The following is a 20,634-nucleotide window of genomic DNA, read 5'->3' on the forward strand; positions in this document are numbered from 1 at the left end:
GAAGCGTCCAGATCGGAAGAGTTTCAGGTAACCAAAGCCTCCAAAAAGCCCTTTTCGGAATGCTGGCCCACAAAATCGGCCAGCCGGTTGAACACATCGCCGGCGGTGGGCTGAACCCCGAACAGCCGCTGCAGCACCTCTGGGTTCTCGAAGAGACCGTGCAGGTAGAGCCCCAGCACGCTGCCTTCCTGGGCCAAAAGCCGCTCGCTCTGGCCGTGGTGTATCTCGTAACCGTCTATTTTCAGACCCTCGAGGGCCTGCCAAAAACCCCTCAGGCCGCACAGCTCCAGGCTGCTGGGCCGCTGCACCTTTTGGGGAGTAAAGGTGGTGCACAAAGATAAAGCGCCCAAACCCCGGTGTAACCCTGCCGTCTCAATGCCCAGTGGGTCGTGAATGGCCTGGCCCAGCATCTGTAGCCCACCACAGATACCCAGCAGCGGCTTTCCCTGTTCAATATGCCTTCGGATAAGAGCTTCGAACCCCTCCCGACGCAGCCACTCGAGGTCGCTTACGGTGTGCTTGGAGCCGGGCAGAACGATCAGGTCAGCCCCGACAAGGTCTTGGGGTCTGCGCGCCCAGGAGAGCTCGACGTTGGGGAGGTGTTTGAGCGGCTCAAACTCATCGAGGTTGGAGATGCGCGGGTAAACCACAACGACCACACGAAAACCCCGACCCACCCTCCGGGCGTCGAATACGCCGTCCTCCTCCGGGAGGCCGTGGCCGTGCCACATGGGCAGAACCGCCACCGTGGGCACGCCGGTCAGGGCTTGCAGTTGTTCGGGGCCGGGGGCTAGGAGGCGGGCATCGCCGCGAAACTTGTTGAGCACGAATCCCCTGATCAAAGCCCGCTCGGCCTCCTCGAGCAGCAAGTAGGTGCCGTAGAGGTGCGCGAAGGCCCCGCCCCGGTCAATGTCGGTGATGAGCAAGACCCTGGCCTCGGCCTCGAGGGCCACCCGCATGTTCACAATGTCGCTGGCCCTGAGGTTGATCTCGGCGGGGCTGCCGGCCCCCTCCATCACCAGCAGGTCGTACTCGTACAGAAGCTCGTACAGGGTCTGCTTAACCACCGGCCAGAGCCGGGCCTTGCGCTCCCGCCAGGGCAGACCGGAAAGTTCGGGGTGGGGCTGGCCCAGCAGAATCACCTGGCTTTTCTGGTCGGCCTCGGGCTTGAGCAGCACCGGGTTCATCCGCACTTCCGGGGTTACCCCTGCGGCCAGGGCCTGAAAGTACTGGGCTGAGCCGATCTCACCCCCGACCACCACCCGCGCGTTGTTGGACATGTTTTGCGCCTTGAAGGGGGCGACCTTGAGCCCCTGGCGGGCGTAATACCGACACAGTGCGGTGGCCAGAAAGCTCTTGCCGGCGCCGCTGCTGGTGCCCTGCACCATGATGGCTTTACCCCTGCCCATGCAGGATTTCCTCCAGCGCCAAAAGAAGCTCCGCCTGGGCCTCGGGCCGCTGGGCCGAGAGGCGCAGCCACTCCGGCAGCCCAAAGCTGGTGCAGTCGCGCACCCGCAGGCCCCTGGCGCGCAGGGCTTGGGCCACGGCGGTGGCCTGGCCGACCCTGACCATCAAAAAATTCGCCACGCTCTCACGCACCTCGAGGCCCAGGTCTCTGAGCCCTGCCGCGAGTGCCGACCGCAGCCCCCAGAGCTCCTCGCGGGTGTGGGCCACCCAGTCGAGCGAGGGCCTCTGTATCACTGCCCGCAGCATGGCCTCGCCGTGCACCCCCAGCACCCAGGAGGGGGCGATGTGGCGGAGGTGGGTGAGATCCACCGGGGCCACCAGGTAGCCCGCCCGTACCCCGGTCAGGCCGTGGGCCTTGTTGGGGCTGTGGAGCTGCCAGGCTGTGGGGGGCAGGGGAGGGGGTTTCTGGCTGAGGGGGTAGTAGGCCAGGTCGAGCACCAGGGTGACCGGGTGGCGCTGGGCGATCGCGGCGGCCTCCCCCAGGAACCCGTAGACCTCCCCGGTGGGGTTGTTGGGCACACACAGGAAGGCCAGGGTGGCCCGCGGGAGCAGATGCAAAAACTCGGACGGGCTCGAGGCCTGGAGCAGGGGCAGCTCGGAAGGCTGGGCGGCCCGTGCGTACTCGCTGAAGGTGGGCGGCAGAATCAGCATGGGCCCTCGCAGGTAGCGCCAGCGGGTGAGCCGGTGGATGAGCTCGCTGGTGCCGCCCCCGACGGCAATTTGCTCTGGGCTGACCCCGTGGTGGGCGGCCAGGGCCTGGTGAAGCTCGGTGTATAGGGGGTCGGGATAGCGGCTCGGGTCGGCGGCCTGGATGGCTGCCAGCGCATGGGGGTCGGGCCCCAGGGCGTTGGCGTTGGTGGAGAAGTCGAAACGCGGGGGCGGGCCGCTGTCGGTGCCGCCGTGGATGGGCTTGAGGACGTCGTCAATCATGTTAGGGCTTCACCTCGAAATGCCGAGTACAAAGTGCAACCAGACCTCTAATCCGGCCAGGAGCAGTCCCCCTAGCCAACCCGCCTGCACCACCCGGGCCAGGCCGAGTTGCACGTTGCCAGCCGAAGGGGAGGGGGAAGAGGGGTTGAGCACGTAGACCCCCGGTTTGCCCAGGCGCACCCCGAGGCCCAGGGCCAGCGCGGCCATGGGCCAGCCCGAGTTGGGGGAGGGGGTTTTGCGGGCCTCGGCCCGGAGCTGCCCGAGGGCAAAAATCGGCGCAACCCCCCAGATCAGGAGGGCGGTCAGGCGCGCCGGGAGCAGGTTCATAAGGTCGTCGGCCCTGGCCGCCCATTTGCCGGCCCACTCCCACTCGCCCCGGTAACCCCACATGGCATCCGCGGTGTTGGCGAAGCGGTAAAGCGCGGCGCCCGGCAGGCCCAGCAGCAGATACCAGAATAAGGGGGCTATCACCGAGTCGGACAGATTTTCCGAGATGGACTCGAGCAGGCTCTCCCGCACCTGGTCTTCATCTAGCTGACGGGTGTTACGGCTAACCAGGAAGGAGAGGCGCGCCCGGCCTGCCTCGAGGCTTGTCTGAAGGGCTTTTTCCACCGCACGAGCTTCCGTCAGCAACATTCGAAAGGCAAAAAGCGGCTTGAGCAGAAGTGCGGTTAGCGGCACCTCTAGCCACCAGGGCAGCCCCCCCAGCAACCGGGCCAGGAACGCATAAACCCCGACGAAGAGCAAGGCCCCCAGCCCCCAGGCCAGCCCCCCCGCCCAGAAAGCCCGTGCAGCGGAGAGCTTTGGCAGGCCGCGCCCGGCCCAGCCCAGGTAGCGGCCCATCCAGACCACCGGGTGCAGCCGGGCCGGGGGCTCGCCCAGACTCCAGTCCAGCAGCAGGGCCAGCAGGATGCTCAAGCCAGGGCCTCCTGAACGAAGTGCTCTGCCAGCCGGGGCTGGCTGGGGAAGTAGAGGTGCACGTAGCTGGACAGCACGCTTCCCGTAGCGTAGCCCTCGAGGCCCCCTCCTGCCACCAGCCGCCAGGCCGCCGGGGGTATCACCTCGCGGGCGCTGTAGTGAAACTCGTGCCCCTTGGCCCGCCAGCCCCGCTTAGCTAGGGGCGAGTTGGCCAGGGCCTCCACTTCGCGGTAGCCCAAAACCAGTCGGCCTAGCATGCGCGAGGCGCCCGGCACCAGGCCCACCATCTCGAAGCGGCCCTCTTCGGTGAGGAGGGCTTCGCTCAGGTACATTAGCCCCCCGCACTCGGCGTAGATGGGCCCCGGGAAGCGGCGCAGGGCCGCCCGCATCCTCCAGTTTTCCGAGAGCTCCCTGGCGAAAAGCTCGGGGTAGCCTCCACCCAGGTACAGCCCTCCCAGCCCCGGCGGCAGGTCGGCGTCCTCCAGGGGGCTGAAGGGCACCAGTTCGGCCCCGTAGCCGGTCAAAAGCTCCAGGTTCTCAGGGTAGTAGAAGCTAAACGCGGCGTCCTGGGCTACCCCCAGCCGCACCCTGGGGGGCTCGGCGGGCGCGGGCAGGCGGTGGGGCAGGGTGGGCAGGGGCAGGGCGCTTTGGGCCAGGGCGAGCAGCCTCTCCAGATTCAGATTCTGAGCGGCTCGCAGGAGCGCAGCTTTTTCCAGCCTGGCCTCGTCGGCCCGATACAGGCCCAGGTGCCGTTCAGGGAGGCTAAGATCTGGCTCGCTGGGCAGGTAGCCTAGAAAAGGTACCCCCAGGGGGAGCAGGGCCTCTTCCAGCAGGGCGGCGTGCCGCGCAGAGCCCACCCGGTTGGCCACCACCCCGCCCAGCCAGACTTCGGGGTCATGGTCGCGGAAGCCGCGCACCAGGGCGGCAATGGAGCCGGCCATGGCCGAGGCGTCCAGGCAGAGTACCACCGGGGCTCTTAGAAGCTTGGCCACCTGGGCGGTGGAGCCCACCCGCCCCCGCGGATCCTGGCCGTCGAAGAGGCCCATCACCCCCTCCACTAGGGCCAGGTCGGCCCCGCGGGCCCCCCGGCGGAAGACCTCCAGCAGTTCGGGGCCTTCCAGGAAGTAGCCGTCCAGGTTGCGCGCCGCTCTTCCGGTCAGATGGGTAAGGTGGGTGGGGTCGAGGTAGTCCGGGCCCACCTTGTAGGGCTGCACCGTCCGGCCCCCCTCCTGGAAGGCCGCGGCCAGCACCAGGCTGAGGGTGGTCTTGCCCGCCCCGGAGTGGGGGGCAGCCACCACCAGGCGGGGTAGGTTCATCGGGCCTCCTCCAGGCGAAGCAGAACAGTGTGGTCGCTCAGGTCGTCGAGCCGGGCGTACCGGGCCCCCATGGCCTGGGCCAGATGCCGGGCCCGGCCCAGGGGGTGGGGGCCCGCTTCCACATCCAGCACCGCCGCAGGGCGGGTGATGCGCTGGGCCTCCTCCAGGGCCTCGGCCCAGGGGTCGCCTCCCCGGTGGGCCAGGTTGGCCCGGCCGTCGGTGATCAGCACCAGCCGGGTGCGCTCGTCCAGGTGCTCGCGGGCTAGGGCCAGGGCCGCGGCCAGCGGGGTGCGCCCTCCGGTTGGCAGGTGCTCTAGGGCCTGCTTTGCTGCTTCCAGGTCGCGGGTGAAGGGGAGGATCAGCCGGGCCTCGGCACCGCGGAAGGTGATGAGACCCACTTCTTCAGCGCCCTCTTCCAGCAAGCGGAGCAAAGCCCCTTTAGCCCAGGCTATGCGAGCCTCGGCGGCCAGGGAGCCGCTAGCGTCCACCACCAGGAGAAGCCGCTGGCCGCTTTGGGTTTGCTCGATTCGCTCATGCAGATCCTGCCGCTCGATCCGGCTGGCCCCTCTGAGCCCGGCGTGAAGGAGCGAGGCTCGAAGCTCGAGCCGCCTCGGCTCCGGTTCCGGCACCGCCCGCACCTGGGGGCCCCTGGGGGCGGTCGGGCCTCGGCCCTGGCGCAGGCTGGGGCCCTCGAGCCGCAGGGCGTGGGCGGGCGTTTTAGGGGCGAAGACCTGTTCCGGGGCGGGCTCGGGTGGCACGGGCGGGGAAGGGGGGGTCTGGGGCTTGGGGGGCGGGCTTGGGTGTTCCGGCAGCACCAGGGGCCAGACCGCCTCCACCTCCGCCCAGCTCACCTCTGTCCGCTCCTCCCAGGCGGCTAGGGCCCGGGCGGCCTTGGCTAGGGCCAGGTCGGCACGGAGGCTGCCCACCTCCAAGGCCGCCACCCGCTGGCCGATCTCGAGGAGTAGATCCTCCGCCAGCTCGAGCGCGCTCAGCCTCGAGCGGGCTCGCCCAAGCCTTAGCCGGAGCGCCTCCTGGGCCTCGGCCCACTGGGCGCGGAAACTGGCAGGGTCGGCTTCAAAGGCTAGGCGGCGCTTCAGGGCCAGGGCGCGTTCCGCGGGGTCAGCGAGTCCCTGTACCCCCACCTTCAGGGCAAAGCGGTCGTAGAGCTGGGGTCTGAGCCGTCCCTCCTCCGGGTTCATGCTGGCCAGGAGCACGAAGCGGGCGGGGTACTCCAGGCTAAACCCTTCCCGCTCCAGTCGCCCCACCCCGCTTGCTACCACGTCCAGCAGGGCGTCGGTCAGGTGGGGGGCCAGCAGGTTAATCTCGTCGCAGTAGAGCACCCCCCCGTGGGCCTGGTGGATAAGCCCGGGCTTTAGGGCGGGCTGTCCCGCGAGGGCCTTGTCCAGGTCGAGCCCCCCCAGAAGCCGCTCCTCTCCAGCGCCGATGGGCAGGTTCACAAAGGGCGCCCCCTCGGGCAAAAGCTCGGCCAGGGCCCGAGCGGCGGTGGTTTTGGCGCTGCCTTTCTCGCCCTGCAAAAGCACCGAGAGGCTGGGATCAAGGGCGGCCAGCAGAAGGGCCAGGCGCATCCGCTCCTGTCCTACGATGGCGGCAAAGGGGTAGTTCACAAAGCCTCCCCCAACGCCTCGGCTGCCGCTTCTCCGGCCAGCAGGGCTTCCTTCAAGGCCTCCAGCGTCTTTTCCTGAGCCTGCCAGAGGCCCCGTTCGGCGGCCTCCAGCAGCCGCTGGGCGATGGCCTGCAGGGCCCAGGGGTTGTGCGCTTTGAGAAAGGTCTGGTTCTCGGGCTCGAGGGCGTACACCTGGGCCACCTCCTCCCACACAAAGTCCGGCACCACCCCGGCGGTGGCGCTATAACCAAAGAGATAATCCACCGTAGCGCTCATCTCCAGCCCCCCCTTGTGCCCGTGCCGGCGTATGGCCTCGAGCCACTTGGGGTTCACCACCCGGCTGCGGTAGCCCCGCAGGATCTCCTCCTGAAGGCTGCGGGTTCTGGGCCGCTCGGGGTCGGCGGTGTCGCCAAAATAGGCCTTGGGCGCCTCGCCCTTCAGGGCCCGCACCGCAGCAATAAGCCCCCCGTGGTACTGAAAATAGTCGTCGGCGTCAAGGATGTCGTGCTCGCGGTTGTCCTGGTTGTGCAGGGCCACCTCCACCCGTCTAAGCCGCTCAGCGAAGACCGCCTTGGCCTCTATCCCATCGGCGTCCTTTCCGTAGGCGTAGCCGCCCCATTCCAGGTAGACCTGGGCCAGGTCGGCCGGGCCTTCCCAGTTGCCGGCCTCGATCAAGGGCAGGAGACCGGCCCCGTAGCTTCCTGGCTTGGAACCGAAGATGCGCCAGCGGGCCTTGGCCTCGGCTTCTTCCAGTCCGCACTCCCGATCGCAGTCAGCTTGGCCTAAGGCCTCCAGGTAGTGCTTGCGGGGGTAGTTCAGATTAAGATCTTCGGGCAGGTGCATCACCCGCTCAAAGGCTTCGTCCAGAAGCTCAATCAGGTGGGGGAAGGCGTCTCGGAAGAAGCCGGAGATGCGCAGGGTCACGTCAATGCGCGGACGGCCCAGCTCTTCTAGGGGTATTACCTCCAGCCCTTCAATACGGCGGCTCACCGGGTGCCAGCGGGGCCGCACCCCTAGAAAGGCCAGCACCTCGGCCACCTCGTCGCCCTGGGTGCGCATCTGGGCGGTGCCCCAGGCCGAGAGGGCCACCATCTCGGGGTAGCGCCCGGTCTCCTTGAGGTGGCGCTCGAGGGCCTCCTGGGCCAGACGCTGGCCCACCCGCCAGGCGGCCTGCGAGGGCAGGGCTCGGGGATCCACAGCGTAAAAGTTGCGCCCGCTGGGCAGGACGTGGGCCTGGCCGCGGCTGGGGGCCCCGGCGGGTCCGGCGGGCACGTAGCCCCCTTCCAGCGCCAGAAGGACGTGTTCAATCTCATCGTCGGTGCGCTCCAGGGCTGGCACCAGGTAAAGGCAGGCGAAGCGCAGGGTCTGGGCCAGGTCTTCCAGGGCACGGGGCTCGGCGAGGGGCGGGGGCAGGGCGGTGAGCACGGCCCCGATTCGCTCAGGGTTGAAGCCCTCCCGCTCCAGCCGCTCGTAGGTTGCCAGGGCTAGCTGTTCTAAGCGCTCCAGCACCTGGCCGTGGCTCTGGCCCAGTGGGTGAGGCGGCTCCAGACGGCGGCCTTTGTGCTCCATAAGCTCCTCCAGCCCAAAGCCGTAGGCCCGGGCCAGGGCCTCGAGCCAGCCCGGAACCCCGCCGTTGGGCAGGCGGGTCAGGGCCCGGAGCGTCTCGGGGAAGGGGGGTAGCTGGCCCAGTATGTGCAGGCCGTCCCGTATCTGGGCCAGCCCCAGCTCGCAGAGGTAGCCCTCGATGTCCTCCAGCAGGTGGGCCACCTGGCGGCCTTCCATCTCGGCCAGGCTGGTGGGGACGCCCTCGGGGGTGAGGGTCTCGTCCCACTCGTGCTTGTGGTCGCCGTGGTCGGCCTCGAGGAGGCGCCTCAGCTCGAGGTCGGCCTGGAGCTGGGTCTCTTGCAGAAGCTGCCAGATTTCCTGCTGCAAAAGGGGCAGCTTGCTGGGGTCAAGTTTTTCCAGAGCGTAGTACTCGTTCACCAGCTCGCTCAGGCGGGCCAGCGGGCCGTAGGTCTCGGCCAGGGTGAGGGGTGGGGGCAGGTGATCTACCACCACCGCGTGGGCCCGCCGCTTGGCCTGGGTGCCCTCGCCGGGGTCGTTCAGGATGAAGGGGTAGATCAGCGGCAGATCGCCCAGCAGGGCGTCGGGGGCGCAGGCCGCCGAGAGGCCCACCCCCTTGCCGGGAAGCCATTCCAGGGTGCCGTGCTTGCCCAGATGCACGATGGCGTCGGCCCCCCAGCCCTGCTCAAGCCAGCGGTAGAAGGCCGCGTAGTGGTGGGTGGGGGGCAGGTCGGGGGTGTGGTAGATGGCGTCGGGATCCAGGCCATAGCCCCGGGGGGGCTGGAGGGCGATGAGAACGTGGCCGAGCTCCAGGCCCGCCACCCAGTAGCTCTCCTCGTCGCTGTAGGGCTCCTCGCGCAGGCTCAGGGCGGCGAGGCCCTTCAGCCCCTTGCTCAGGGTCTTCTTATCGGTTTTGAGTTTGCCCTCGCGCAGGGTGTAGCCCCGCTCGCGGGGGGCGCCCCAGAAGTCCTCCATGCGGAAGCGCAGGGCTTCGGGGAAGTCCCGGAACCAGGCCAGGTAGTCTTTGCGGGAGATGCGGAAGGCCAGCGCGGGGTTCAGGGGGTGGGCCGGGTCGTAGGTGCCCCGGCGGAGGAGCGCTTCCATCAAGGCCTCGGGGCTTTCGGGCAGCTCGGGCAGGGTGTAGCCCTGCGCCCGCAGGGCCCTCAGTAGGCGCAGCAGCGAGGCCGGGGTGTCCAGGCCCACCGCGCCCCCCACGCTTTTAGCCTTGGCCCCGGAGTTGGTGAGCACGATGGCTATTCGCTTTTCCCGGTTGGGCTTGCGGCGGAGCGCGGCCAGCCGGGCGGCCAGGCCGGCCACACGGTCTAGGCGATCGGGCTCGGGGGTGTAGAGGCTTTCTGCCTGGGGTTCCTTGAAGCTCACCGGCACGCCGATAATCCGCCCGTCGAACTCGGGCAGGGCCACCTGCATGGCGGTCTCGAGGGGGTTCAGCCCCCGGCCGCTCACCTCCCAGGCCCCCTTGGGCATCCCGGCGGCAATTGCCTGAACCACCGGCACCCCGAGCCGGGCGAAGGCGCCCACCCCCTGACCGGCGGGGGTGATGGCGCCGTTGTGCACCTCGCCCAGGGCGAAGGCCAGGGTGGAGATGAGCACGTCGATCCACCCCTCCATAAACCGCAAGGCCACTGGAAAGCCCTCCTCCAGCGCCTTGAGGCTGGTGGTGTAGACCGGCAGGGCGTTCAGGCCCCGCGCTTCCAGGGCCTCCACAAGTGCGTCCACAAAAGCCAGGTTGCCCGAGAGGTAGTGGGCCCGGTAGAAGAGCAGCCCGACCGTGGGCCTGGTTGAGTCCATAAGGCGCAGCCAGTCTTCTAGCGTGGCTCCCTGCGGGAGCTGGGGGTGGTAGATCCCGTGTTCGGGCTGGGTGGTGGGCGGGGCATAGCCGTAGCGGCTGCCCAGCAGGGCGTCCGAAAGGTACTTGCAGAGTTCTAGCAGGTTGTCCACCCCGCCCGCCATCAGGTAGCGGGTGGCCTCGTGCAGCACCCAGGGTTCTTCCGTGGAGCGCCGGGCCAGCTCGGGGGGGAGTTCGCCCAGTCCGCTCAGGAAAAGGAGCCGCTGGCCTCTGCGCTGGACGTGGGCCTGGAGGGCCTCCAGCCCGGGCACCCCCTCCGGCGAGCCGTGCAGGCGCAGCACCACGACCTGGGCCTGCCCCAAGGAACCCTGGAGCCATAGGGCCATCTGCTCGGAGGATTTGAGGCGGTTGAGGCTGAGGCCGCTGACCGGTGGAAAGCCTGGGGGCAGGAGACGCTTGGCCCCCTCGAGGGCCAGCAGATCGGTATCGGCGTGGGTGAGGAGAACCAGGCCCGAAAGCCCTTCCTCGCTCTGGGCACCCGGAAGGGGTTCGGGGGCCCGGCCTGCAGTACCCCGGGCCGCCCAGTCGTAGAAATCGAAGGCGTATTCCGAGAGCTCGGGGGGCGGCGGCAGAAAGCGGTCGGCCCCGAGCATGGCCTCGATGTAGTCGAAGATGAGCCGCACCTGCCAGGGGGTGTTGACCGAATGGAACCAGACCGAGCGCCCGTCGAAAACCAGCGCGGCCACGTTGGCTAGGGTACAGGGCCCCAGACAGCCTCCTTTAGTCAGGTGCACCACGTTCCTGAGTCTGCGCCGCAGCCACTCTTCCTTGTAGACCTCGGCCGGCACCGGCGCGTAGCCCCGCTCGGTGTGGCCGCAGCAGCAGCCGGTGTAGCAGTAGCTCAGGTGACCGCGCTTTTGCACGATGTGCACCGAGCGGCCGTCGGGGCGGAGGACTTTTTGACGGTAGGTCATGAAGCCTCCGGGGGTAGCAGCACCACCAAGGGTCGTTGGGTGGTGGGGTGGGTTTCAATCCGCGCTTTGACCCGGTACACCGCCCAAAGATTTTCAGGGGTGAGAACCGCCTCGGGCGGGCCTTCGGTTACCACCCGCCCTGCGGACAGAAGCACCAGGTGGTCGCAAAACATGGCGGCCAGGTTGAGATCGTGCAGGGCCAGCACCGCGGGCAAGCCCAGGTCTCGCACCAGGTGCAGAACGTCTAGCTGGTAGCGCACATCTAGGTGGTTGGTGGGTTCGTCCATGAGCAAAATGCGGGCCCGCTGGGCTAGCGCCCGGGCGATCAGAACCCTTTGTTTCTCACCGCCCGAGAGCGTCTGGTAGGGGCGCTGTAGGAGCGCATCCAGGCCCACCCGAGCCAGGGCTTCCCGGGCCATTTGGATATCGGCGGGCGTATCCGGCTCAAACCAGCTCTTGTGGGGCGTGCGGCCCATGAGCACCATTTCCAGAACCGTAAAACCCGGCTCCTGAGCGCTATCCTGGCTTACCACCGCGAGCCGCCGGGCGGCCTCGCGGCCGGTGTAATGCCACAGGTTCTTGCCCGCCAGCTCTACCCAACCCGCTGCCGGTCGCAGGGCGCGGTACAGCAGGCGAAGCAGGCTCGATTTTCCGGCCCCATTGGGCCCCAGGAGCCCCACGACCCTGGGAGTATCCAGGCTCAGGGAGATGCGCTCCAGTACCCACTGCTGGCCGAGCCTTAAGGAGACCTGGTGGGCCTTGAGGTTGATCATCGTACCTCCCGCCGGGTGAGCATCAGCCACAGAAAAAATGGAGCTCCCAGCAAAGCGGTGATCACCCCTAACGGAACCTCCTGCGGTGCAAAGAGCATCCGCGCGCCCACATCCACCCAGATGGTGAACAGGCCGCCCAGCAAGGCGGCGGTAGGTAGCAGGCGACGATGGTCGGCCCCGCTCAGAAAACGGGCCATGTGGGGTAGCATCAGCCCGATAAACCCCACCGCACCGGCCACAGCCACGGCCACCGCGGTCAGCAGCGAGGCCAGCAGGATAAGGCCCAGGCGCAGGCGAGGCACCTCGAGGCCCAGGGTAGTAGCCGTCTCGTCGCCTATGGCGATGGCGTTGAGGGCCCGGCTAGAGAAAAGCAATGCCAGGGTGCAAAGCAAAAGCACAAGACTGGGTAACCCCAAATCGCGCCACTGGCTGCCCGAAAGGCTGCCAAGCAGCCAGGACAGGGCCGCCCGGGCCAGCTCGCGTTCTCCGGTCAGGGTGATCAGGCTGGTCAACCCTGAGAACAGATAAGCCACGGCCACGCCGGCCAGAATGAGCCGGGTCGGGCTCATCTGTCCCCCCAGGCGGGCCAGCGCCAAGACCAGCCCCAGGCTGGCCAGGGAACCCACAAAGGCCCCGATGGAGACGCCATATAGCCCGGCAAACCCCAACCAGCCGGTGGCCAGGGCCAGCACCGCCCCGGTGGAGGCGCCGCCGCTCACGCCCAGCAGGTAGGGGTCGGCCAGGGGATTGCGTACCAGGGCCTGCATCACCACCCCGGCCACCGCCAGCGAGGCTCCAACCACTACCCCCAGCAAGACCCGGGGAAAGCGCAGGTACCACACGATGTTCTCCTGCGCCGCACTCCAGGTGGGCTCGAGGTGCCCCCCCAGCCGGTGCCAGGCGATCCGCCAGACCTCCCCAGCGGCGATGGGCACCGGTCCCAGCATGACCGCCAAGGTTATGGAAGACAGCAGTAGCAAGCCCAGCACCAGCATCCAGTGCGTGAAGGAGAACTTCATTGCCTCGGGTAGAGCTTCTCGGAGAGCAGCTTGAGGGCCAGCGCGTTGCGCACCCCGGGGGTAGTGTAGCTGAAGGGAATGGTGATGAAGCGTTTTTCCCGCACCGCCTTGATGTTAGCGAAGGTGGGATTGGTGGTCAGGTAGCGAATCTTATCCTCAGCCTTTGACCAGTCCGCTTCGATCACTACAATCACGTCAATTTCCCGCGCCACCACGCTTTCCCAGCTCACCTCGGCCCAGGAGCCCGGGGCATCGGCAAACACGTTACGCACCCCAAGCTGGCGCATAATCATCCCAGGGGCTCCGCAGCACGCGCCCACGTAAGGCTTATCGGTGCCGCTATCGTACCAGAGCACCCGCAGAGGGGTCTGCCCCGCGGCAGCGACCCGCGCCTTCAAACCCTGGCTGCGCATCCGGGCAACCATGGCCCTGGCCCGGCTCTCCACCCCAAAGATGCGACCAATATCCAGTATTTCCCCGTATACATCCTCAAACGTGGTCTGCCGGGGGCGCAGGCTGCGATCCTCGCAGGCCATGGGGCTGAGATAGGGTATGATGCCCAGCCTGACCAGCTCGGCGCGGGGGCCCGCGGCGTCCCTGCCGAAGGCGCTGGCGTAGGAACCGTACACGAAGTCGGGCTGAACCCCCAGCAGCACCTCACGCGAGGGATACTGCTTGGCCAGCACCGGCACCTTGGCGTAGGCGCTGGCATACTCGGGCAAAATGGCGTCATCGAGGTAGGCCGTGCCCACCATCCGGTCTTGCAGCCCCAGGGCCAGCAGGATCTCGGTGGCGGCCTGGTTCATGGTCACGGCCCGCTTGGGCGGTGCGCTGATTTTGAGCTCGAGGCCACAGTTCCTGATGGTCAAGGGTGCCTGGGCCCAGGCCAGCCCGGCCAGGGCCATCATCGTAACGAGCAGTAACCTTTTCATGCGTTTCTCCTTTCCAGGGGGATAGATCCAGCTTCTGCAAAGCGCTGGATTTGCTTTTCCATAAGTGACGTAGGTAGGGGAAGCAGCCGCGCCGCTTGTTTGCAACGGGCGGCCCACTCCGCCAGGGTCTGGTAATCTTCTGGAGTGAGCTCGCCTAACCAAACAGTCGCTGTAGCGGTCAGAACGCAAGCGTTGTTGGCCAGCTCGCAGGGCCCCAGGCAGTCGCTGAAGCTGATGTGGCAGGCCCGCCAGAGGTACTCCTGCTTCCAACGCGTGAGCAGGGCCTGTTTGGGCACCTCGGCCTGTCCCTTGCCGCCGCAAACCCCGCCCACGCAGAAAATGATCTGACTCAGGGCAGGGTGCTTGTGGGGTTTTCGCATATTGGCTCCCTCAGTGCTCGATGCCCCGCTGGGCCGGCACTCCTGCGTCGAAGGCGTGCTTGACCTTCCTCACTTCGCTCACGGTGTCGGCCAGCTCGAGGATCTCCTTCGGCATGCCCCGCCCGGTGAGCACCACGTGTGCTTCCCTGGGTTTTTCTTTGAGCGCCAAGAGCACCTCCTCTAAGGGAATCCAGCCATAGCGGATGGGGTAGCTGATCTCGTCCCAGACCACCAGGAAGTAGGCGCCAGAAAGCAATTCCGCTCGAGCTTTTTGCCACCCGGCGTAGGCCAGCGCCGCCGACTTCTCTAGGTCTTTGGACTTCCAGCTAAACCCGTCGCCCAGGCCCTCAATCGCCACCCCCAGCCGCTCTAAAGCCCGGTGCTCGCCAAAGGCTGCCTGCTCGTGCTTCATGAACTGGAAGACACGGGCCCGAAAGCCTCGGCCCACCGCCCGCAGCACCAGCCCCAGGGCGGCGGTGGTCTTGCCCTTGCCCTCGCCGGTGTAGACCAGCACCAGCCCCCGCCGCTCCCCGCTGGGCTTCTGGTAGGGCTTTTCCCGCTTTGGCTCTTCCACCGCTTACCTCCTTAGCCCCATTGAAGGCCCCGCCTGGCCCGCCAGAGCAGGTAGAGGAAAAAGGGCCCCCCCAAAAGGGTGGTGATTACCCCTACGGGCAGCTCGGCGGGCCGCACCACCACCCGCGCGGCCCAGTCGGCCAGGGTGAGGAGCAGAGCCCCGCCCAGGGCCGAGGCGGGCAGGAGATACCGGTAGTCGCCTCCCACCAGCTGCCGCAAGGCGTGCGGAGCCACAAAGCCCACAAAGCCGATGATGCCGGCCTGTACCACCGAGAGGGCGGTAAGCAGGGTAGAAAGAGCGATCAGCAGCAGCCGCAGGCTCGAGAGGGGCAGACCCAGGCTGCGGGCGGTCTCCTCGCCCAGGGAGAGGGCGTTCAGGGCCCGGGCCAGGCCCCACACGATCGGCAAGGCTACAGCGAGTCCCATCGCCAACATTCCTACGCCCCGCCAGCCCATAAAGCTGAGGCTGCCCAGGGTGTAGCTGAAGACCTCTCGGATGCGGTCGGTATCGAGAAGTAAAATCAGGGTAGAAAGACCGGTAAGCACGCTACCCACCACCACCCCGGCCAGAATCAGGTGCAGGCCGCTCTGGGCGCCCCCGGCCAGGGTGAGCGTGAGCACCACCGCCAGCACCGCACCTAAAAAGGCGCCCAGGGCCGCGGTGGTGGGCAGGCTGGCGAAGAAGAGGCCTGCGCCAAAGCCCGCCAGAAGGCCGCTCAGACTCAGGGTTAGGGTGAAGCCGAAAGAGGCCCCGGCGGCCACCCCCATCAGGTAGGGGTCGGCCAGGGGGTTGCGAAAAAGGCCCTGATAGGCCGCCCCCGCGAGGCCCAGCGCGGCCCCTACCAGCATGGCCCCCAGCACCCTGGGCAGGCGCAGCTCGGTGATGATGGGATTTTCGCGCTCGCCCAGCAGGGCCGCCACCACCTCGGTGGGGGGCACGTAGACCGCGCCCTGCCCCACCCCCAGCACCAGGGCCAGACCCAGCAGCAGCAAGAGTCCCGCGAAGGTGAGGCCGCGCCTGGCCAGCAGGCCAAAAGACGGCCAGACGGCCGTGGGCTTTGCCGGCCCCTGCATAGCCTAGCGAAGCTCCGGGTGGAGGCACTCGATCAAAAGTTTGAGCCCCTGCGCCACCCTAGGGCCGGGACGGGAGAGCAGGTCGGTGGCCTCGCCGCTAAAGGCGCAGATACGGTTCTGCTGCACCGCCGGGAGGCCGGCCCAGCCGGGGCGGTTCTTGATGGCCGCTACCTCGGGGTGGGTGACCACGATCACCTGGGGCTTTTGCTGCACCACCAGTTCGGGGCTGATCTTGGGGAAGTTGCCCAGCTCGGCCGGGATGATGTTCTGCCCTCTGGCTTTTTGGATCAACACGCCGATGAAGGAGCCCGGCCCGGCAGTGTAGGGGGTGGGGTCGATCTCGTAGTAGACCAGGGGGCGTACCCTGGCCTTGACGGCCCGGCTTTCCAGCGCGAAGACCTCGGTCTGGATGCGGGCTACTAGCCGCTCGGCCTCGGCTCTCAGACCGAGTAGCTCGCCGTAAGCCCGGGCGGTGCGAAAGATGTCGGCGTAGGTTTGCGGACGCGTGATGTAGACCGGGATACCCGCCCGCTCGAGGGGCTCCACGATGCGGGGCGAGTTCACAATCACCAGATCGGGCTTGAGCGAGATGATCAGCTCAGGGTTGGGGTTGATGAGGCCCCCCGCCTTGGGCAGGCCCTTCACCCGCTCGGGCCAGTTGGAAAACTGGTCGGTGGCCACAATGCGCTTGCAGGCCTCCTCCGAGAGACTGCAGATGGTCTCGGTGGCCGAGGGCAGCATGGTCACGATGCGTTGTGGGGCCTTGGGCAACGTGAGGGTGCGGCCCTGGTCGTCGGTGACGGTGCGGGGAAACTGGGCAAAAGCAAGGCTCAGGAAAACCGCGGACAGCAGGATAACGATTTGTTTCATTCTGGCTCCCATCCGCTCGAGCGTTGGATTGCGAACAGAGAACGAGGGAACCCCGTACTCTCCCGTCTGGCGCGGGAGTCCTCCTTTGCGGCTCAGGAGGACTTCTCGGCAGGTATTCGGGCTTGGGCTGGGAACCCCCAGCGCCTTACCGCTGCGCAACAGCGCCGGATTTTCACCGGACTTCCCCACTTTAAGGCTGGACTACGCGCCCAGCCACCGAGAGCGGCTCGAGCTTTCTGGCCCTAGCGGGCCTGGGGTCAAGATACCTTTCGTATTCCATTTTTGCAACCCGAAGAACCACACCTTGACTGCTGACGATGGTCGGCCAAATGAGGCAAGCGATGACTAATCGAAGGATCGAATCTTGCGCCTTTCGCACCTCCCCTACAGCGCAGGGGAGGTCAGGTGGGGTTGCTGAACAGCAATTTCGTGCAGCCGGTTGTTTGAGGGGCCTTGCCCAATACCCTACCCACCCTCCCATCGAGGAGGCTTGTCAAACTGCCGCCTGGGCAGGCTGAACTGGGAAGACTTCCAGAATTCCTCGAGCGTGGATAGACATCTATAACGACGCTGCGATAATGGTCTGAGCTTGCCAAAATTGGCGTCCTCCGGTTTGTAAATCTTGTATTTTGATGCTGCGCTCTCGTCCCCTGCTCCTCACGGGCGCGGATCTGCTATGCGAAAGTACATCCTGCTACCCCTACTGTTTTTACTCACCGCCTGTCCCCGGCCTGAAACCTTTGACCTCACCTACAACGGCGAGCCCTACTGTGGTGGCTCCCAGGATCGGAGCATCACCAGCCTGGTGCTCCAGATCAAAGGGGAAGGCCATGTAGACCCCGAGTTTCCCCTCGAGGTCACCCGCCGCGCCCTGGTCAAAAAAGGCTTCCGGCCCTCAGAAATCCCCATGCGGATGAACTACCAGCAGGCCGTGCTCCCAAACGGCCTGGTGCCCATCGGCACGGCCTACTACCAGGAGTGGAAGCAGGGCATGAGCGAGGAAGACACCCGCCCCCTGCCGCTCTCGCCCTATAACGCTCCCGCTGCCAACCCCACCCAGGAGGGCCAGCACTGGCGGGCCGGAATGTACATCGGCCTGCTGGATCCCAACACCATGCAGATGGTGCGGCAGCGCACCTATAGCTGGTACTTCCGCAGCTACCCCACCGCCATCCTGGCCGGGCCGGACGGCTACATCTACGCCGCAGGCACCACCACCGACCTCGCGCCCCTGGGCCAGCCTAGCAACCCCCCTCAGTTCTGTGTGGATGGTAACTACTACTGCATGGAAGCCTTCATCCTGAAGATTGACCCCGAAACCATGAATGTGCTCTGGGAGAAGCGCCTCGAGCAGATGAACAAGCAGCAAAACATCGGGGCCTACCCAGTAGGCGACAACCTGCCGCTGATGATGGCCTTCGACACCCAGCGCAACCACCTCCTGGTGGGGGTGGGCAACTTTGGAAGTGCAGCCGGTCGGGTGTTCCGCTTTCAGGCCAGTGATGGAAGTTTTGTAAAGCTCTTAGCCTTCACCTTCTACCCCAGCTTCCTCTTCTGGCACGACCAGCCGGGCGGCGACCTCTATGTGGCGGGCTATACCAACGCCTACCTGCCCACCGGGGGCTGGTCGGCCACCGGGCGCATCCCCGCGCGGGGCCTGGCCATACAGCGGCTGGACTCCTGGAGCGGCACCCAGCGCTGGCGGTTCAATCCCTACGCCAACGAGACCACCCTGCGCATCCTTCCCGATGAAGATAACCACTGGGTGGGCTACGCCATGAACCCGGTGGTTTTCCCCGCACCCGAGGGTGGGATCAACTTCAGCATCACCGCCTACGACTACAACCAATACGGCTACCGGGGCATCAAAGACGACCTGACCCCCCGCCCCACCCCGGTTGAGGAGGGCTTCGGCATCGAGGAGAACGCCGAGCGCTCCTACTACGGGCGGATCTACCCCGACGGCACCTACCGGATGACCACCGAGATCCTCTACCCCGACCCGGCCTTTGCCGACCAGCCCCTGGCCCGGAAGGTTACCCGCGTCGGCGGGAAGTTCCGCGTCACCTTCCTGGAAAGAAACGGCCAGAGCGTCCCCCTGCTGGGCATCCAGCCTTTTAGCTGCTTCTACCGGCACCGCATACAATACGACCTCAACAGCAGCCTCAACTTCTTCCTGCCGAGCTACCTAGACCGGGATTACAACACAACCTACGGCTACCCCGCCGTCCCCTACCTCCCCCAGCAGTGGACGCCCGGCACCCCGGTAGGCCAGAGCGGGCGCCTCTACCCGATGTGGCTGGAGATCCCCGGCCACGACTTCAACGCTGCCCACCTGGTCAAGACGCCAAGTGGGTTCATCAGCGTGACTTACTATCACTCGCCCGGCGGTGCCTCCAACGCCATCCCCGATCTCTACGTTGGCGGCCTCACCATCACCCGCTACCGCTGGAAGTAAGCCCAGCCGGAGGGGGGGCGCTGCCATCCACACTCAGGCTTTGGGCACTTCGCCCACAAAGCCATCGCCCAACGGCAGAGAGCGAATTTCCTCGGGGGTAATCTGGTATCGCTCGGCACACCAGTGGCACAGCACCTCTGCCCCACCGTCTTGTTCAATCATTTCTTCCCGTTCCTGGGGCGAGAAGTAGACCAGCGCATTCAGGGCCCGTTCGCGGCTACACCGGCAGCGGAACGAAAGCGGGATGTGCCCCTCGCGGAAGCCCACCACGCTCAGGTCGGTGGGGTCGTAGTCCAGGCCCTCCATCAGGGCCAGCACGGCGCCCTCGAGGCCCCGCTCCTGCAGCAAATCGGTTATGCTGGTGCGGCCTTGCAGGTTCTGCTCGAGGCGGGCAATCACCTCCTCGGGGCAGCCCGGCAGCACCTGGATGGCCACACCCCCCGCCACCTGCACCTCGCCCTCTCCATGCACCCGCACCCCCAGCATCACCGCCGAAGGAATTTGCTCAGACTGCCACAGGTAGCGGGCCAGGTCTTCGGCAATTTCCCCACTCACCAGCTCCACGCTGGAGCGGTAAAGCTCCTCGTTGGGCAGAAGTCGGTCTACCTTGAGCTCGCCCCGGCCAATGGCCGCCCCCACATCCAGCTTGCCATCCGCCCGCAGGGGGGGGTGGGCCTGGGGGTTTTTGACGTACCCCCGCACAAATCCATCGGGGGCGGCCTCTACCACCGGCCCTCCCAAGGGGCCATCGCCCACAAACTGGAGGCTCACCCGCTCCCTGGGCGTTTTGGAGAGCAAAAAGGTAAGCAGCAAAGCCCCGCTCATGGCCCGGCCCAGCGCCGCCGTGGCGGTGGGGGAAAGCTTGTGGCGCATGCGAGCTTCTTCGGCAATATCGGTGGTTTCAACGGCCAGCACCCGCAGGTTGCCCAGGGCTGCCAGCCCGCGAATCAAACGACCCATAACACCCGATTGTAGCAGCCGTGCCCGCGGCAAAAGGGTGTTGGTTCAGGGTTTCACCGCGCTCAATTTTTTCAGCTTTCCTAAATCGGGTTTATGAGGCCCGATTACCGAACCAGTAAAGTACCAGGCCGTGCCGAAATCGTATTGTGAAGCATTGCTCTCAGGCTTTTCCCCTTTCCCTCTCCCCTTGCGGGAGAGGGTGGCGACAGCGCAGGTCAGTTTGGTGCTCCTTTTGCCAGATGAAACAACTCTGGCGGTAACCGCTGTCGCCGGGTGAGGGGTTGAAACGACGATGCCCAGGCAAATGATAAGAGCCTGGCATTGCTCTAGAATCCTCTGACATTTTTCGAGTATTCTGTAAACTGTGAACCTCGACTCCCCCCGCATCCTGGTGCTCAACGCCGGGTACGAGCCCCTGGGCCTGGCCAGCGTCAAGCGGGCCGTTATTCTGGTCATGAACGGAACCGCCGAGGTTGTCGAGGAAAGCGGCGAATACCTACGAACTCCCAGCAAGCCCTACCCCGTTCCCAGCATCATCCGCCTCAAACGTCTGGTTCGCCGCCCTCCGGGGCGGCTTGCCCTTAACCGCCGCAACATCCTGCGCCGCGACGCCTACACCTGCCAGTACTGCGGCAGGCGGGGGGGCGACCTTACCGTGGATCACGTCCTCCCCAAAAGCCGGGGGGGCCGCAGCATCTGGGAAAACCTGGTAGCGGCCTGCCGCCCCTGCAACCTCAAGAAGAAGAACCGCACCCCCGAGGAAGCCGGCATGCGCCTGGCCCGCCGCCCCATCGCCCCACGCCACAGCCTTTTGCTGGTGGCCGATCTGCCCCACCTGCCCGAGGCCTGGCGCCTGTACCTGCCCGAGGTGGATCACCACCGCTAGCCCAAAACCTGCCCTAGACACCAAACGAAACCCCCCACCTTTTAGGGTGGGGGGCAGGGAAGTTGCTATGGAGCGGGAAACGAGACTCGAACTCGCGACCCCAACCTTGG

The 20,634-nt window shown here is 66.5% G+C and carries 16 protein-coding genes and 1 riboswitch; of the genes, 2 read left to right on the top strand and 14 right to left on the bottom strand.

The features are described 5' to 3' along the window. Window positions 1–23: 23 nt before the first annotated feature. The 13 genes from J3L12_RS08990 to J3L12_RS09050 are packed head-to-tail and all read right to left on the bottom strand — an operon-like array spanning window position 24 to window position 16,220. On the bottom strand, window positions 24–1,409 hold the full coding sequence (locus J3L12_RS08990; RefSeq protein ID WP_208014714.1) for a cobyric acid synthase: 1,386 nt from the start codon (window positions 1,407–1,409) through the stop codon (window positions 24–26). Next, window positions 1,396–2,397: a histidinol-phosphate transaminase gene (locus tag J3L12_RS08995; RefSeq protein ID WP_208014715.1), complete on the bottom strand. Its 1,002-nt coding sequence runs from the start codon at window positions 2,395–2,397 to the stop codon at window positions 1,396–1,398. The genes J3L12_RS08990 and J3L12_RS08995 overlap by 14 nt, the downstream gene beginning before the upstream one ends. Window positions 2,398–2,406: 9 nt before the next feature. Continuing rightward, window positions 2,407–3,315, bottom strand: a complete 909-nt coding sequence (gene cbiB / locus J3L12_RS09000; protein WP_208014716.1) for an adenosylcobinamide-phosphate synthase CbiB — start codon at window positions 3,313–3,315, stop codon at window positions 2,407–2,409. Then, window positions 3,312–4,631, bottom strand: a complete 1,320-nt coding sequence (locus tag J3L12_RS09005; protein ID WP_208014717.1) for a cobyrinate a,c-diamide synthase — start codon at window positions 4,629–4,631, stop codon at window positions 3,312–3,314. Before J3L12_RS09005 ends, cbiB begins: the two co-directional genes overlap by 4 nt. Beyond that, a complete protein-coding gene (locus J3L12_RS09010; protein WP_208014718.1) occupies window positions 4,628–6,256 on the bottom strand; it encodes a VWA domain-containing protein in 1,629 nt (542 codons plus the stop codon). The genes J3L12_RS09005 and J3L12_RS09010 overlap by 4 nt, the downstream gene beginning before the upstream one ends. Then, entirely contained in the window at window positions 6,253–10,599 is a 4,347-nt protein-coding gene (cobN, locus tag J3L12_RS09015) for a cobaltochelatase subunit CobN (protein ID WP_208014719.1), read from the bottom strand. The genes J3L12_RS09010 and cobN overlap by 4 nt, the downstream gene beginning before the upstream one ends. Beyond that, window positions 10,596–11,372, bottom strand: a complete 777-nt coding sequence (locus tag J3L12_RS09020) for an ABC transporter ATP-binding protein (RefSeq protein ID WP_208014720.1) — start codon at window positions 11,370–11,372, stop codon at window positions 10,596–10,598. Before J3L12_RS09020 ends, cobN begins: the two co-directional genes overlap by 4 nt. Continuing rightward, window positions 11,369–12,391, bottom strand: a complete 1,023-nt coding sequence (locus J3L12_RS09025; RefSeq protein ID WP_208014721.1) for an iron ABC transporter permease — start codon at window positions 12,389–12,391, stop codon at window positions 11,369–11,371. Before J3L12_RS09025 ends, J3L12_RS09020 begins: the two co-directional genes overlap by 4 nt. Then, window positions 12,388–13,323: an ABC transporter substrate-binding protein gene (locus J3L12_RS09030; RefSeq protein WP_208014722.1), complete on the bottom strand. Its 936-nt coding sequence runs from the start codon at window positions 13,321–13,323 to the stop codon at window positions 12,388–12,390. Before J3L12_RS09030 ends, J3L12_RS09025 begins: the two co-directional genes overlap by 4 nt. After that, window positions 13,320–13,703, bottom strand: coding sequence for a hypothetical protein (locus J3L12_RS09035; protein WP_208014723.1), 384 nt, complete (start codon window positions 13,701–13,703; stop codon window positions 13,320–13,322). Before J3L12_RS09035 ends, J3L12_RS09030 begins: the two co-directional genes overlap by 4 nt. 10 nt (window positions 13,704–13,713) lie before the next feature. After that, window positions 13,714–14,277, bottom strand: a complete 564-nt coding sequence (cobO, locus tag J3L12_RS09040) for a cob(I)yrinic acid a,c-diamide adenosyltransferase (protein ID WP_208014724.1) — start codon at window positions 14,275–14,277, stop codon at window positions 13,714–13,716. Between the two features lie 11 nt (window positions 14,278–14,288). After that, window positions 14,289–15,350, bottom strand: coding sequence for an iron ABC transporter permease (locus J3L12_RS09045; RefSeq protein WP_208014725.1), 1,062 nt, complete (start codon window positions 15,348–15,350; stop codon window positions 14,289–14,291). A gap of 3 nt (window positions 15,351–15,353) precedes the next feature. Then, the gene (locus tag J3L12_RS09050; RefSeq protein ID WP_208014726.1) at window positions 15,354–16,220 is read right to left on the bottom strand and encodes an ABC transporter substrate-binding protein; all 867 of its coding nucleotides are present in this window, start codon (window positions 16,218–16,220) and stop codon (window positions 15,354–15,356) included. An 89-nt stretch (window positions 16,221–16,309) separates the two neighbouring features. Further along, window positions 16,310–16,456, bottom strand: a riboswitch (cobalamin riboswitch). Between the two features lie 440 nt (window positions 16,457–16,896). On the opposite strand from J3L12_RS09050, the gene J3L12_RS09055 reads away from it, so the two are divergent. Beyond that, window positions 16,897–18,678: a hypothetical protein gene (locus J3L12_RS09055; protein WP_208014727.1), complete on the top strand. Its 1,782-nt coding sequence runs from the start codon at window positions 16,897–16,899 to the stop codon at window positions 18,676–18,678. A gap of 33 nt (window positions 18,679–18,711) precedes the next feature. Here the strand turns inward: J3L12_RS09055 and hslO are convergent, their stop codons facing one another. Further along, the gene (gene hslO / locus J3L12_RS09060; RefSeq protein ID WP_208014728.1) at window positions 18,712–19,638 is read right to left on the bottom strand and encodes an Hsp33 family molecular chaperone HslO; all 927 of its coding nucleotides are present in this window, start codon (window positions 19,636–19,638) and stop codon (window positions 18,712–18,714) included. Between the two features lie 364 nt (window positions 19,639–20,002). Here hslO and J3L12_RS09065 point away from each other — a divergent pair, with 364 nt between their 5' ends. Then, the gene (locus J3L12_RS09065; protein WP_208014729.1) at window positions 20,003–20,524 is read left to right on the top strand and encodes an HNH endonuclease; all 522 of its coding nucleotides are present in this window, start codon (window positions 20,003–20,005) and stop codon (window positions 20,522–20,524) included. Window positions 20,525–20,634: the final 110 nt, after the last annotated feature.

It is taken from the genome of Meiothermus sp. CFH 77666 (assembly GCF_017497985.1).
Classification (GTDB): Bacteria; Deinococcota; Deinococci; order Deinococcales; family Thermaceae; genus Meiothermus.

What these genes read in the sequence shown, in the direction of transcription:
- J3L12_RS08990 (WP_208014714.1), bottom strand. Translation starts at nt 1,409, where the DNA reads ATGGGCAGGGGTAAAGCCATCATGGTGCAGGGCACCAGCAGCGGCGCC.
- J3L12_RS08995 (WP_208014715.1), bottom strand. Translation starts at nt 2,397, where the DNA reads ATGATTGACGACGTCCTCAAGCCCATCCACGGCGGCACCGACAGCGGC.
- J3L12_RS09005 (WP_208014717.1), bottom strand. Translation starts at nt 4,631, where the DNA reads ATGAACCTACCCCGCCTGGTGGTGGCTGCCCCCCACTCCGGGGCGGGC.
- cobN (WP_208014719.1), bottom strand. Translation starts at nt 10,599, where the DNA reads ATGACCTACCGTCAAAAAGTCCTCCGCCCCGACGGCCGCTCGGTGCAC.
- J3L12_RS09020 (WP_208014720.1), bottom strand. Translation starts at nt 11,372, where the DNA reads ATGATCAACCTCAAGGCCCACCAGGTCTCCTTAAGGCTCGGCCAGCAG.
- J3L12_RS09025 (WP_208014721.1), bottom strand. Translation starts at nt 12,391, where the DNA reads ATGAAGTTCTCCTTCACGCACTGGATGCTGGTGCTGGGCTTGCTACTG.
- J3L12_RS09030 (WP_208014722.1), bottom strand. Translation starts at nt 13,323, where the DNA reads ATGAAAAGGTTACTGCTCGTTACGATGATGGCCCTGGCCGGGCTGGCC.
- J3L12_RS09035 (WP_208014723.1), bottom strand. Translation starts at nt 13,703, where the DNA reads ATGCGAAAACCCCACAAGCACCCTGCCCTGAGTCAGATCATTTTCTGC.
- J3L12_RS09045 (WP_208014725.1), bottom strand. Translation starts at nt 15,350, where the DNA reads ATGCAGGGGCCGGCAAAGCCCACGGCCGTCTGGCCGTCTTTTGGCCTG.
- J3L12_RS09050 (WP_208014726.1), bottom strand. Translation starts at nt 16,220, where the DNA reads ATGAAACAAATCGTTATCCTGCTGTCCGCGGTTTTCCTGAGCCTTGCT.
- J3L12_RS09055 (WP_208014727.1), top strand. Translation starts at nt 16,897, where the DNA reads ATGCGAAAGTACATCCTGCTACCCCTACTGTTTTTACTCACCGCCTGT.
- hslO (WP_208014728.1), bottom strand. Translation starts at nt 19,638, where the DNA reads ATGGGTCGTTTGATTCGCGGGCTGGCAGCCCTGGGCAACCTGCGGGTG.